The following is a 14,089-nucleotide window of genomic DNA, read 5'->3' on the forward strand; positions in this document are numbered from 1 at the left end:
AGAAGAAGTACCCTGTCCATGTTCAAGTGGCTGTTCAAAAGTCCGCTTTAGGATACTGAAAACCGGTCTTTTTGAACACGTACTTTAAATTGTTTTAAGTACAATCACGCTATTTATTTCATCAAAGCAGCTTCTTGGCGGATAAGCTTGACCAGATGCTGTGCAGCAGGTGATAATACCTCCCCGGCTCGTGTACATACGGCAACCGTATTTCTCAGCTGTACACCTCGAACAAATACACGTGCCAGCCTGCCTTGCTGCACATCTTCGTTCACAACCAAAGAAGATATAAAGTTGGCCCCATAACCTGCCTTCACCGCACTAATCGTTTCGTTCAGCCCGTTGAACTGAAGCGCAATGCGGGGAGCGGCCAGGTTATTTGTTGTGCAAAGGGAAACGAGTCGCTCACGCGTGGCACTGCCTTCTTCGCGCATAATGAACGGTTCTGCCATCATCTCATGCAGCTCGATTTCTTTGCCCGCATACGGATGGTCAGGGTGCACAACAAACCACATCTCATCGTCAAACAATTCATCCCATTGGACACCTGCATGTGTAATGCCACTTCCACCATACACTGCAATCTCTGCCTCATAACGAAGTAATTGGTCAAAAGCCATCCGGGTGTTGGTTGTGCTAACAACAATCTCCACATCCTCGTGCATTTGCTTAAACCGCGCAATCCAGCCCGGCAACAGAAAATTTGAAGGCAAGTAGGTTGCCGTAAGACGGATCAGTCCTTTCTTGCCCTCCCGAAAATCCTGCACAAAATTCTCGACATCCTGCTCCAGCATGAACAGACGTTCCGCATAACCTGTCAACTGTATCCCCGCATCCGTAAGCACCAGTCTTCTTCCCTCCGAAACAAAAAGCTGGATTCCCAATTCACGTTCAAACTTCTTCACCTGAGAAGATACCGCAGGTTGACTAATATTTAGTTCCTCTGCGGCACGAGTGACCCCGCCATATCTCACGATGGCATGAAATAATCGTAATCCATGCAGATTCATGTTTACACCTCTTCCACGTCAAATTACATAATCTAAAGTTATATTATCATACATAATATATATTTTATTTATATATCTGCTCCATTTATAGTTGAAATATGAAATCCAATACAAGGAACAAGGAAAGGAACATGTGAACATGAAAAATATAAATACGACGAACCTACAGCATACCTGGACTCAAGTCGACGACTACATGAATGATCTGCTGATTCCATCAGATTCCCTGCTGGAACATACACTGCAAAGCAATGCCGAAGCTGGACTCCCTGCTCATGACGTAACACCAAATCAAGGAAAGTTACTTCAGCTCCTGCTGCAAATCCAAGGCGCATCCCGTGTACTTGAAATAGGCACATTGGGTGGATACAGTACCATCTGGATGGCAAGAGCGCTGCCTGAACACGGACGCATCGTCTCACTGGAATCGGAATCACATCATGCAGACTTGGCCCGAGCCAATCTCACACGAGCAGGACTGATGCACAAGGTTGACCTGAGAGTTGGTCCTGCCCTAACCACCCTTCCCGATGTTCAGGAAGAATACAGGGAACCGTTTGATATGATCTTCATCGATGCTGACAAACCAAGTAATCCCGATTATCTGAGATGGGCCCTGCGACTGACTCGGACGGGGAGTCTTATTATTGGTGATAATATCGTCAGGGACGGTGAAGTGATCCGCACAGACAGAACAGACCCCAGAGTTCAGGGCGTTCGATCATTCCTGCAGTTGATCGCGGATCACCCTCGACTTGAAGCTACAGCACTGCAAACGGTCGGTAGCAAAGGTTACGATGGATTCGTCATTGCTCGTGTGATTGATGCCCCTGAACCAAAATAAACAGTGGTCAATTCTTCCGCAAATTCCCCTTTCCTGTTAAACTGGAATCACTGCACAGGCAGACTGGGGGGAACCACTTGAGAGTTTTACAACATATTAATGATGAAATTCGCGGCTGGTCCCGCAATATTCAACTGTTTTTCCTGGCTAGCATTCTGTATCAGATCGGAAATGGCATGTTCTCTGTCTTGTACAATCTGTACATTCAGGGTCTGGGCTATAATGATACAATGAACGGCCAGATTGTAAGTATTCAATCACTCGCAACAGCCATTATGTTTGTTCCTATCGGTCTATGCGGTGATCTGTTCAGCCGCAAGCGATTACTCATTACCGGGGCGTTATTCAGCGGAATCTTTCTGATCGGACGCTCCTTCGATTATTCGGCTACAGGACTGATCTGGTTCGCGGTATTCTCTGGCCTTTTCGCTGGAGTATTCCAAGTACTGGCCATTCCTTATCTGGCGGAAAACGTCAAGAAAAGCCAGCGGCTGAAGATGTTCAGTTATTATTCATCTCTTGTGCTCGCTTCCCAGGTGCTTGGTAGCCTGGGTGGCGGTGTATTCGCAGATTTGTTACATACGGTAGGACTCGCCAAGGTGACCGGATTGCAGACGGTTTTATTTGTCGGTGGTGCAGCAACACTGGCTGCGTTTATTCCACTGTTATTTGTAACCGAAGGCAAGGCTGCTCCGCAGACCACGATTCCGGCGCAACCCGTTCTTCAACCCAATGCGGAGCTAAAAGAAAGTTCAACAAATACCCCAAGCACGGACGATTCGATCACGAAGAAAAAAGATTCCCGACTGATTGGTCAGTTTATAGTGACTCAGTTGTTAATTGGATTAGGTTCCGGACTGGTTGTACCGTATCTGAATCTGTATTTCACCAATCGATTCTCGGTTTCTCTGAGCGGCATGAGCTTACTAATTGCACTTGGTCAGATTATGACGATTGTATCCATGCTGATTGGTCCTACCTTGGCGGCAAAGGTCGGAAGCGTAAGAGCCGTTGTCATTTTCCAGGTCATGTCGCTGCCCTTCCTTCTATTAACAGGCTTCACCAATCTGTTGTTCATCGCTTCGCTCAGTTTCTTATTCAGACAAGCATTGATGAACGCAGCCAATCCCATTCATTCAGCGATACTGGTGGATCGGATCTCGGACAAACGCCGCGGCATTGCCAATTCACTGATGCAGACCTCGTTCATGATTGGATGGGCGACCATGGGACCCGTTCAATCCTATCTGGTCACCACGTACGGAACGTATTGGGGTTACGCGATCACTTTCAGCATCACAGGCTGTCTATATGTTATTTCATCACTGATGTACTTTGTAATGTTCAGAGAACCCAAACCTTCCGCTACGGCTCTCGCAGGATCTTAACCGGTAGGCTACACGGATGGATCAGATGAGTATCATGGCACATGAAGTGAATGCCGATCTTTCGGTTGTATCCGGGTATCAATTGTTCCGCATCCTGTTTATCTTTTTCATCGTCTCTTCCGTACTGAAGATGATTCTTGTACATATGTTAAAAGAAAAGAAAGCAGAGCCCTCACTTCAATGATCATATTTTGTCTGATCCCATGCCAAAGAGAGTATCCATTTGTTGCCACATCCTGCGGATACTCTCTTTTATTTGTACAGACTTAACTTCAGCATTTGGCTTCATTCAATTTTAAGCATAATGACTACTTATGAATAAATTCGGTTGTACATCCAGCCTACAATGCCCACCGTAACCACTGTTGCCCCAATAATAAATGCATAATAGCCAATCTTACTTTTGGACTCCGAAGTCTGATGGTCATAATAATCCGAGTTACGTCGGTAAAACCCCATCCATAACTCTCCGATCATATTCACTACAACCAATACAAAACGTTTAACAAGCCCCATTGTATTCGCGTCTCCTCTCTCTGATCAACCTTCTTCCCTATTAAGTATAATTATCCCAATTCATTAAAACAACCTACTTATATTACTTTCGGTGCAGTTTCTTGCTCCAACCAGGTTAGAATATCAAATGCTTCCTGATCGGTGCTACCACACATCTCTTCCTCAGCTTGCAATCCACTGCATACCGCAGGACGATCTTTTTGGCCAAAAATTCCGCAGCGATTATCATCGGTAAGCTGCACACAACGTACACCTGCCGGCTTGCCATGAGCCATGCCCGGTATCGGTGATGATATGGAAATCGCGATACAACATGCGGCACAGCCTGTCCTGCATTCCATACGTATTCCCTCCTCATTTCAATAACTATAGTACATACAATACATGTTCAAAAAGACCGGTTTTCAATACCAAGAAGATGGGCTGAATTCCATATTCGATGCTGATGATGCCATTAGGCATCCTTCGTAATCAAAAGCGGACTTTTTGAACTACCTCTTATATTATGAGCGATTTACCCAGGTCCAGGTTCGAGCCAGCCCCTGAGCAATTCTCCGATTCATACTTCGATTGGAAAAATACCCCCCATGACTTAGCGGATTCCAACTCATAGCCACGCCGCCAGAGTTCACTTCAATGTCTTCTTTGACCGCTTTCTCATAAGCGGGATCAATGGGGCGTAATGGATAACCCAGAATATCATCCCGATCGTAGAAGTTCACCCACTCCCCTTCCAGCCCTGCATAATACTGATTCACATGGGAAGAAGGCACCTGAATTGGGCAACTAAAGTCATGGTAACGCAAGCTCCATAAGGGCAAGGTTGTACCAAACGAGTAAAAATGGGTCAGCGTATCCCCTCGCTCCAGAGCCGAGTTCACATCCACAACCTCAGGCACACGACTGGAGGGATATTGCAGATCGTAGAAGAAGTTACTGGCGATTACGGCACCCAAACTATGGGCAACCACACAGAGCGGAGCTTCCGGTCCATTGCGCTGTGCAAGGGTATGCATCGCCTGATTCAACGTTCGATGTACGGCATCGTAGTTATGGCCTTGATTTTCCACCGGTTGATAAGCAACCGCATCAGCCAGGTAGTGGATGACAAATCGGCGCAACGCCTGAAAGTTCAATCCCGGAGAGCTGACGAGCTGTTGAAAGAGCGCCTCTTCCCGCTCCTCAAATACATCCGCCCAATATACAGGTTCGATATCGAGCATCTGTTTGGAGGCTCCAGGCAAGACCATCACCTTGTCCAATTCCTTATGCAAACAAGCAATCAGCTTGTCCGCGTACCCATCCTTCCGCATACCCAGCCCATGAATGACCATCACCGCAATACGTGTCATGGCTCTCCTCCTCATCGATCTAGGAACTCTTTCTCCACCATATGAACGCCACGACTCGAACATGCCTGAAGCTTGCTTTGTCAGAAGAACCTTTCCAACCACCATTATTTTAAAAATGTGATTCTTCCATTTTATATACAGTTTACCATGATCGTCATGAAAATAACGACCATACAGCAAAAAGGAGCTGCGCATCATGCAGCCCCTTCTTGTTGTTGTATTCAATTAACCTTTCAGATGAACCTTCAACACACCATTTTGATTAGATGTAACAACACCTGTCGTGACTTCCACCCGTTCAACCATATCTTGACCATCTGGAATGATAATCGGTGTAATCAGTGGGTATCCCGCATCTTCAATCACCTTACGATCAAACTCCAACAGCTTTTGTCCAGCTTTTACATGTTCGCCAGCTTCGACATGCATGTTGAAGCCTTCACCCTTGAGGGATACTGTATTAATCCCGACATGGATCAGAACTTGTAATCCACTCGCGTGTTCAAGAATCACCGCATGTTTACTTTTGATCACATGAGCTACCTGAGCATCAAACGGGGCAACAACAACGTTGCCGGAAGGTTCAATTGCTACACCCTCACCCATCTGTTTCTCAGCAAAAGCCGGATCTGGTACTTGCTCCAGTGACACGGCCTGGCCTGTTAAAGGCGCCATGATTTCCAGTGTATTCACGGCTTCGTCTCCTACTTGAGCTGCACTGCGTGTGCGCTGGTTTGGATCTGTTTTTGCAGTTGAAGAGGTAACACCCGAAGCAGACTGCGATGTAGCCGCTTTAGGCTCAGCAACGGTTTCATTGCTTGCACTACGATCTTCTTTTCTCAGTTTGGCTCTGCCAAAAAGGACGGTCAGTACAAACGGTACAACCAAGACAATCGCCATGCCGATGAAGAAAACGCCCCATTTGTCAGGGAAAATCGACAGGAATCCAGGTACACCACCTACACCAATGGAGGTTGCCTGAACATTATTCATCGTCAGCAGCACACCACCAATCGCGGAACCGATCATACCAAAGATAAACGGATAACGGTAACGGATATTCACTCCGAAGATCGCCGGCTCAGTTACCCCGAGGAAGGCCGATACCGAAGACGTTGCCGCAAGTCCTCTCATTTTCTTTTCACGCAGGACAAGCATCATCGCAAGTGCCGCCGAGCCTTGTGCGATATTGGACAATGCCAGCATTGGCCACAGGAACGTACCGCCTTGACTACCAATGAGCTGAACATCCACCGCGAGGAACGTGTGATGCATACCGGTGATAACAAGCAAAGCGTACAGACCACCGTAGATCAGACCACCCAGCGCCGCGTATGAATCGTATACATAGATCAAGCCGGAAGTAATTGCATTCGCAATGGCAAATGTAACTGGTCCAATGATCGTGAAGGCCAGGAATCCGGTAATCAGCAACGTAACTGGTGCAACGACCAGCAGTTTGATCGAATCATGTACCCTTTTATTCAGGAAAATCTCCATCTTCGCAAGTAGATACGCCGATACCAGTACCGGTAGAACCTGCCCTTGATAACCGATCTTCTCAATCTCCCAACCGAACAGATTCCATGTTGGCACCGTGCCATTATTCACGGCATCAGCGTAACCATATGCACTCAGCAGATCGGGATGTACCAGAATGAGACCAAGCACGATCCCGAGCAGCGGACTGCCGCCGAACCTTTTTACAGCTGCCCAACCAATTAGAGCCGGCAGGAACGTGAAGGCTGTACTTGCAATCGTATTAATAATGGACGCAAGATCCTTCCAGGCTGGATAAACATCCACCAGTGATTTTCCATCAAAGAAAATGCCTGGACCTGTCAGAATATTGTTAATCCCGAGCAAAAGACCTGCCGTAATGATTGCAGGCAAGATTGGAATGAAAATATCCGAGAGTGTTTTGATCGCTCGCTGGATTGGATTTTGCTTTTTACCAGCAACCGCCTTCACATCATCCTTGGAAGAACGATCTCCCCCGGTAATCTGAATCATCTCATCATAGACTTTATCCACCAGACCAGGCCCAATAACGACCTGGAATTGTCCTTGGGAAGAGAACTGTCCTTTAACCAGATCATTCTGATCCAGACTTTCAGTATCCACTTTACTCTCATCGTACAAGGCAAACCGGAGTCGTGTAACACAGTGTGTAGCAGCTTCAATATTCTCTTTGCCACCGACAGCCCGGACGATCTCCTCAACCTGTTTTTTATCGATTGCCATAGTGTCACTTCCTATTTATAAAATGTGATTAGTCCTGTTGTGGCACAAGCCACATATAGGATGCATACGGACTGAGAGAGATTTCCTGCGTCAGCACAGGGGCTGCCTCCGTATTTCCTATGAGTAACTCTGCTGATTTGCTTGCAATGTGATCATTCCAGACCGCTTCCGGAAGCGAGAACGTGACGTCTCGTTTACTGAAGTTGGATACAACAATCAGAGTTTCACTTCCATTGGTCCGTGCGTACGCGAATACATTCGGGTGTGCATCGTCCAATCGTTCATACAGACCGTCAATCAGCACGTTAACCTGTTTACGCAGGGCAATCAATTTGCGGTAGTGATAGTAGATCGAATCTGGATCAGCCAGCTGCTGTTCCACGTGAATGGAAGGATACCGCTCATCCACCTTAAGCCAAGGTGTTCCGCTAGTAAATCCGGCGTTCTTACTTCCATTCCATTGCATCGGTGTCCGAGAGTTGTCCCGGGAACGCTCTTTTACAATGTTGAATGCTTCGTCAGCGGATTTGCCTCGTTCTTCCTGAAGCAAACGGTACATATTCGTTGATTCGATATCGCGGAACTCGCTAACGTCATTCCAGACCGGATTCGGCATGCCGATCTCTTCTCCCTGGTAGACATAAGGCGTACCTTGCATGCCGTGTATCGTTGTTGCAAGCATCTTCGCACTCTCGGCACGATAGTCACCATCATTGGCGAATCTGGACAGTGCCCGAGGCTGATCATGGTTATTAAGGAACAGCGCGTTCCAACCTCCACCGGCCTGCATGCCAGTTTGCCACTCACTGAAGAGCTGCTTCATCGCTTCGAAATCATACGGCATCAGTTCCCACTTCTGACCATTCGGATAATCCACTTTCAGGTGATGGAAGTTAAACGTCATCGAAAACTCCCGGGAAGCCGGGTTCGAATATTGGATACAATGTTCCAGTGTTGTGGAGGACATTTCCCCTACGGTCACCATGTTGTAAGGCCCGAATACTTCATCGTACATCTCGGTGATGTACTCATGCACACGCGGTCCATCCGTGTAGTATTTGCGTCCATCACCCGGTGACACGCTACCATCATCATCAGGGAACCGCTGGTCTTTGGAGATCAGGTTGATCACGTCCATACGGAAACCATCCACACCTTTTTCGGCCCAGAACTTGATCATATCCCGTACAGCTTTGCGTACTTCTTCATTCTCCCAATTGAGATCTGCCTGCGTTTTATCAAATAAAGTCAGGAAATATTGTCCCGTCTGTTCATCGAACTGCCAAGCAGGCCCACCGAACTTGGATTGCCAGTTGTTTGGCACACCGCCATCCGGAGCAGGATCTTTCCAAATATAATAATCCCGATACGGATTATCCTTGGAAGAACGGGATTGCTGGAACCACTCATGATCGGTCGAGGAGTGATTCACCACGATATCAATCATCAGTTTCATATCACGAGCCTTCAGACCTTTCAGCAGTTCGTCAAAATCCTCCATCGTTCCATAATCCGGATTAATCCGATAATAGTCCGCTACGTCATACCCATTATCATGCTGCGGAGATACATATACCGGCTGCAACCACACAATATCGATACCCAGATGCTGCAAATAATCAAGCTTCTCGGTTAATCCACGAATATCTCCAGTACCCGATCCGGTTGTATCATTAAAACTCTTCGGATATACCTGATACACCGTTGATGTCTTCCACCAAGATGACGGAGTTGTGTTATTAGAACTCATGTTAACGCCTCCAATAAATTGTAATGCTCTTATGTGATGTTCTCGGCTAACTTCATATCTATATTACATAAGTAAACATGTATATACAAGTTGAAACTATAATATGTATATTCTCCGCCTCTTCTACACATTCCCCATAAATCTTTCCTCTGTAACATTTATTTTGGAACCTGCGTTCGTGAACCCAATGATATCTGTATTGGGACAACAAGAAACCGTCTGTTCTTCCCACCATTGGTGCGGGCAACAGACGGTCTAATTGGGTTGAACTTGGTTGAATTTTTCAAAAACGCTTCTTACGACATCTCCGGTGAAACAACGGCTTTCCCTTGTTTTTCCTGCATATTCAACTTCAATAAAGATAGTGCAGCTTGCTCTTCTCTTTCCAGTTCAGCAGCACTGATCTCACCAGAGAGTACGGCACGCATTCGCTTTTGATCCAGCAGACCTTCCCATTTTGCCACCACAAATGCTGCAACACAGTTGCCCATCAGGTTGGTGAAGACACGCATCGTATCCATGAATCGATCTGCACCAAGCAGCAGAGCAACCGCTGCTACCGGAAAAGCATTGACAGCCACTGCCGTTGCGGACAGGGCCAAGAATGCGGAGCCAGGTACTCCTACCATGCCTTCGGAACTTAACATCAACACCAGTAAAATCGTAATTTGCTGCATCAATGTCAGTTCAATCCCTACGGCCTGAGCAACAAAAACCGTGGCCAAGGATAAATAGATCGAAGCGCCATCCAGATTAAACGAGTACCCCGTCGGCACCACAAGACCCACAACCGCACGATCACAACCCGCCTTGGTTAGTTTGTCCATCATACGTGGCATCACCACTTCTGATGATCCGGTTCCAATCGCCAGCATCACTTCAGAACGGGTATACTTCACAAATTGCAGGAAATTTAGCCCGGTAATCCACCAGGCAGCCAATGCCAACATGACCAAAAACAGCAGTGCTGCGCCGTAACAGGCCAGAATCAGTAGACCAAAGGACGACAATGTGGAAGCCCCATAAGCACCTACCGTGTAGGCCATGGCTCCAAATGCACCAATCGGCGCGAGTTTCATGATATAACCGATGATACGAAACACAATGCCGAGCAAGTTCTCAATCAGCGTCAGTACATTCTCTTTTGCCTTACTCTCTGTTGCTGCCAGGGCAACCCCGAACAGGCAGGCCACGAGCAATACTTGCAGAAGTGCATTTTGTGCAAAGGCATCTACAACACTTGTCGGAATAATATTCATGATAAAGTCTACCGTATGCGGTAACTCGGAACCATTCGTTTTTGCTTCAATGCCGCTTGCATCTATGGTTGAAGGGTCCACGTTCATTCCGGCACCGGGGCGAAGCAGATTGGCTGTTCCCAATCCAAGTACCAGCGCCACTGTAGTTGCAATCTCGAACCACACGATGGCTTTCAGTCCGATGCGACCTACCGACTTCAGATCACCGATCTTGGCAATACCTGTCACAATCACCATGAAAATCAGTGGTGCGATGATCATCTTGATCAATTTGATGAAACCTGTTCCGAGCGGTTGCAGCAGGCTACCCAGATCCGGCCACAGAATGCCTACGCCAATCCCGATGATTACCGCTACAATAATCTGAAAGAATAATGATTTCACAAATGACATAAACGCTCCCCCTGTTTTGCGGTCAATTCGGATTTCCGGTTGGTTTCCGTGTAACTTTTTATATCATTCCGAAACGGAGTTCAACAATGGAATTTCAATCTTTTTGTCATTTGTACCAACTCTATTGGTGAAAATTGAACCTGAAACCGAAAAAAGACGAATATCGCATCAGTTATCTTGACGCGATATTCGTCTTTATCCATAAATCCATTTATTATTGAACAGAGGTTAAATGTGTATCACAGGGTAATAGATTCTCCCGGGGCCAGCACACGGCCTTCCAACCCTTTTGCAGCCAGCTGCTGCACGAAGTGTTCCGCATCCTGACGAATTACCGGGAACGTATCATAATGAACTGGAATCGTCAGTTTGGCATTAAACCATTCGGCCGCTTGCAGCGCATCCTCAGGTCCCATGGTGAAATGTCCACCAATCGGCAAGAAAGCTACATCGATATCATGACGATCACCGATCATTTTCATATCCCCGAAGAGACTTGTGTCTCCGGCATGCAAAATCGTTTTACCACCAATATTAATGATATATCCAGCAGGCAAACCTGCATACATGATCCGTTGTTCTTCTTCGAGCACAATCCCGGAAGTATGGAACGCCTGAATCATTTTGGCTTGAGCAAAATCAAGATCTACCGTTCCGCCCATGTTCATGCCGAGTGTATCCAGACCCTTCCAAGACATATATGTAGCCAATTCCACAATAGCCACAACTTTGGCGTTATTTGCTTTGGCAATAGGCTCAGCATCGAGGATATGATCCATATGTGCATGTGTCAGCAACACAACATCTGTCTTAATATCTTCAGGCTTCGTGACGGCAAGCTCGTTGCCACGCAGGAAGGGATCAATGATCAGAGACTTTTCTTCTGTGCCCAGCTGTACACTGGAGTGACCGTGGAACGTAATATTCAACAACTTGGATTCCTCCCGACATATGTTTTGATTATTTTGAAAACCACTATATATTATAAATCATACCTCTTCACCAACGCAAAATCACGCTAGCCTCCGTGTCACCGCTGCTTACGATATACTCTTGCTTCATACGGCTGAAGCTGAATCGCACCTTCATCGGTAGAATAACGTCTGCTCACATTGCTGATGATCAGCTTGGCATGCTCGGAAGTCCAACCTTCCGGCCAGTGCATCTCAGGTTCATGCCCACGGAAATTCAGAATGACCAGCATCTGCTCATCTTCCAGCGTTCGGGTATAGGCATAGATATCCGGATCATCCGGTAGCAGCAGTTCATACGCACCATAGATAAGTACTTTATGTTGTTTGCGAAGGGCAATTAACTTACGGTAATAATGCAAAATGGATTGCGGATCACTTTCGGCATCAGCCACATTAATCTCAGGATAATTATCATTCACCTGAATCCACGGCTGACCCTGGGTAAAACCTGCATGTTCCGTCTCATCCCATTGCATCGGCGTGCGGGCATTATCGCGACTCTTCAGCCAGATCGCCTGCATAACTTCATGCTTTGATTTACCTTGACCAATGTAATGATTGAAATAATTTTTGGTCTCGATGTCCCGGTATTGTTCGATATTCGGGAAAGCGACATTGGTCATGCCGATCTCTTCTCCTTGATAGATGTAGGGGGTCCCTTCGAGTGTAAGCATCCATGTCGCCAGCATCTGAGCAGAACGCACCCGATATTTACCGTCACCACCAAAACGGGAAACCGGACGTGGCTGATCATGGTTGCCCATATAATTGGCGTTCCAGCCTCTACCATGCAAAACCGTTTGCCACCGGCTCATGATTTCTTTGAGATCGGTCAATTTCCATTCCTTATAGTTCCATTTACCAATTCCGGAGGATTTAGCATCGATAAACATATGCTCAAACTGGAATACCATATTAAGCTCGTCACGATCCGTGCCCACATAAGCCAAGGCCTGCTCAGGTCCAAGTCCTGAAGTCTCGCCAACTGTCATGGGTCCGTAGGGTTTCAGGATCATGTTATTCAGTTTCTTCAGGATGGAGTGTACCTGTTCCAGGTTGGAAAAGAGCTGATACGCTGGAACCACCGGCAGATTATGAGGGTTGTGGGCACTTGGCAGACCCTCTGCCTTGGCGATATGCGCCACTGCATCGAAACGGAATCCGTCGACCCCTTTTTCCAGCCACCAATGCACCATCTCATACATCTCTTCTGCCATCTGTGCATTGTTCCAGTTGAGATCCGGTTGCTGTTCGGAATACAGATGCAGATAATATTCATTTGTCTCGGGATCATGCTTCCACACCGAACCCCCAAAATAGGACTCCCAATTATTCGGCACCTGCCCATTTTTTCCTGAACGCCAAATATAATAGTCCCGCTTCGGATTCATCTTTGATGAACGCGATTCAGCAAACCAAGCATGTTCATCTGACGTATGATTCAGCACCAGGTCCATCATGATCTTGAGACCACGCTTGTGGGCCTCTGCCAATAATCGATCAAAATCCTCCATCGTGCCATACTTGCGTAAAATGCCGTAGTAATCTCGGATATCATATCCGTTATCATGTCCTGGTGAATCGTAAATGGGACAAAGCCAGATCACATCTACGCCCAAATTCTCCAAATAATCGAGCTTCTCATAAATCCCCTGCAAGTCGCCATATCCATCTCCGTCCGAATCTTTAAAGCTGCTCGGGTAAATCTGGTATACCACACTCTCTTTCCACCAAACGATATCGCCCACCTCGCTCTCATCATTATCCACTATATAATCTCTGCTCACTGTATTAAGCCGTTAATATGTTTTATCCGAAATGATTCCCTTGTAAACATTTGAAAGGTATCTTATGCAAAAAGACCCGGTCATGGACCGCGATCTGCGGTTCAATTCCGAGTCCTTTTTTGTGAACATAAGACTAACTTAAATCCGGTGTAACCTATCCAGGCACCGATCGTGTTCAGAATGATATCATCCACATCAAACGAACCTACACGTGTAATCAATTGTGTGACCTCAACACCCAGCAGAAGCAAAACAACTGTAGATGTAAAGGTCAGGAACGTACGGCACCTTCGAAACAACCATGGGATCCAGATGCCTAGTAGAATGAACAATACGATATTGCCAAACAGGTTTTTGACCCAGGTATCTGTATTGTACCTCTCCCTCTCCATAAGAAGTGGACGAATCGTCTCGAAGGGTACGAGATTATATTGATAATACATGCTAGGTGTTCGTCCACTGACAAACAGTAAAATGCCCATAATCAGTATATAGAGCGCTGCCATGCAAGCAACAATGGTCAGCATCCACTTGGAGTGGAGCCACGACTTTTCGCTCATCCATCCGTCCTC

13 protein-coding genes are annotated in these 14,089 nt (G+C 46.7%); 3 read left to right on the forward strand and 10 right to left on the reverse strand.

Annotated elements, in window-relative coordinates:
- Nucleotides 1-113: 113 nt before the first annotated feature.
- On the reverse strand, nucleotides 114-1,010 hold the full coding sequence (locus tag AC1DE7_RS08165; protein ID WP_036608744.1) for a LysR family transcriptional regulator: 897 nt from the start codon (nucleotides 1,008-1,010) through the stop codon (nucleotides 114-116).
- Nucleotides 1,011-1,149: 139 nt separating this feature from the next.
- Here AC1DE7_RS08165 and AC1DE7_RS08170 point away from each other — a divergent pair, with 139 nt between their 5' ends.
- The 3 genes from AC1DE7_RS08170 to AC1DE7_RS08180 all read left to right on the forward strand — a co-directional run bounded on the left by AC1DE7_RS08170 (nucleotide 1,150) and on the right by AC1DE7_RS08180 (nucleotide 3,426).
- Nucleotides 1,150-1,854 carry an O-methyltransferase gene (locus AC1DE7_RS08170; protein ID WP_477534118.1) on the forward strand — a complete coding sequence of 235 codons (705 nt, stop codon included), beginning with the start codon at nucleotides 1,150-1,152 and terminating at the stop codon, nucleotides 1,852-1,854.
- A gap of 77 nt (nucleotides 1,855-1,931) precedes the next feature.
- Nucleotides 1,932-3,242, forward strand: a complete 1,311-nt coding sequence (locus AC1DE7_RS08175) for an MFS transporter (protein ID WP_477534119.1) — start codon at nucleotides 1,932-1,934, stop codon at nucleotides 3,240-3,242.
- Nucleotides 3,243-3,267: 25 nt separating this feature from the next.
- Entirely contained in the window at nucleotides 3,268-3,426 is a 159-nt protein-coding gene (locus AC1DE7_RS08180; RefSeq protein WP_477534120.1) for a hypothetical protein, read from the forward strand.
- Nucleotides 3,427-3,554: 128 nt separating this feature from the next.
- On the opposite strand, the gene AC1DE7_RS08185 is transcribed toward AC1DE7_RS08180, so the two are convergent.
- The 9 genes from AC1DE7_RS08185 to AC1DE7_RS08225 form a co-directional block, all read right to left on the reverse strand.
- Complete coding sequence (locus tag AC1DE7_RS08185; protein ID WP_017688872.1) at nucleotides 3,555-3,758, reverse strand: hypothetical protein; 204 nt, start codon at nucleotides 3,756-3,758, stop codon at nucleotides 3,555-3,557.
- A 77-nt stretch (nucleotides 3,759-3,835) separates the two neighbouring features.
- A complete protein-coding gene (locus AC1DE7_RS08190) occupies nucleotides 3,836-4,099 on the reverse strand; it encodes a YkgJ family cysteine cluster protein (RefSeq protein ID WP_017688873.1) in 264 nt (87 codons plus the stop codon).
- Between the two features lie 162 nt (nucleotides 4,100-4,261).
- Complete coding sequence (locus AC1DE7_RS08195) at nucleotides 4,262-5,110, reverse strand: chemotaxis protein (protein ID WP_340982737.1); 849 nt, start codon at nucleotides 5,108-5,110, stop codon at nucleotides 4,262-4,264.
- Nucleotides 5,111-5,335: 225 nt separating this feature from the next.
- The gene (treP, locus tag AC1DE7_RS08200; RefSeq protein ID WP_477534121.1) at nucleotides 5,336-7,354 is read right to left on the reverse strand and encodes a PTS system trehalose-specific EIIBC component; all 2,019 of its coding nucleotides are present in this window, start codon (nucleotides 7,352-7,354) and stop codon (nucleotides 5,336-5,338) included.
- A gap of 28 nt (nucleotides 7,355-7,382) precedes the next feature.
- Nucleotides 7,383-9,104 (reverse strand): alpha,alpha-phosphotrehalase, encoded by a 1,722-nt coding sequence (treC, locus tag AC1DE7_RS08205; RefSeq protein WP_477534122.1) that lies wholly within the window; start codon nucleotides 9,102-9,104, stop codon nucleotides 7,383-7,385.
- 296 nt (nucleotides 9,105-9,400) lie between these two features.
- A complete protein-coding gene (gene dctA, locus AC1DE7_RS08210; RefSeq protein WP_477534123.1) occupies nucleotides 9,401-10,756 on the reverse strand; it encodes a C4-dicarboxylate transporter DctA in 1,356 nt (451 codons plus the stop codon).
- A gap of 239 nt (nucleotides 10,757-10,995) precedes the next feature.
- Nucleotides 10,996-11,688, reverse strand: a complete 693-nt coding sequence (locus AC1DE7_RS08215; protein WP_017688878.1) for a metal-dependent hydrolase — start codon at nucleotides 11,686-11,688, stop codon at nucleotides 10,996-10,998.
- Between the two features lie 98 nt (nucleotides 11,689-11,786).
- On the reverse strand, nucleotides 11,787-13,517 hold the full coding sequence (locus AC1DE7_RS08220; protein ID WP_477534124.1) for a glycoside hydrolase family 13 protein: 1,731 nt from the start codon (nucleotides 13,515-13,517) through the stop codon (nucleotides 11,787-11,789).
- A gap of 101 nt (nucleotides 13,518-13,618) precedes the next feature.
- Nucleotides 13,619-14,077 carry a VanZ family protein gene (locus tag AC1DE7_RS08225; protein WP_477534125.1) on the reverse strand — a complete coding sequence of 153 codons (459 nt, stop codon included), beginning with the start codon at nucleotides 14,075-14,077 and terminating at the stop codon, nucleotides 13,619-13,621.
- Between the last annotated feature and the right edge of the window lie 12 nt (nucleotides 14,078-14,089).

It is taken from the genome of Paenibacillus sp. 10L310 (assembly GCF_056395745.1).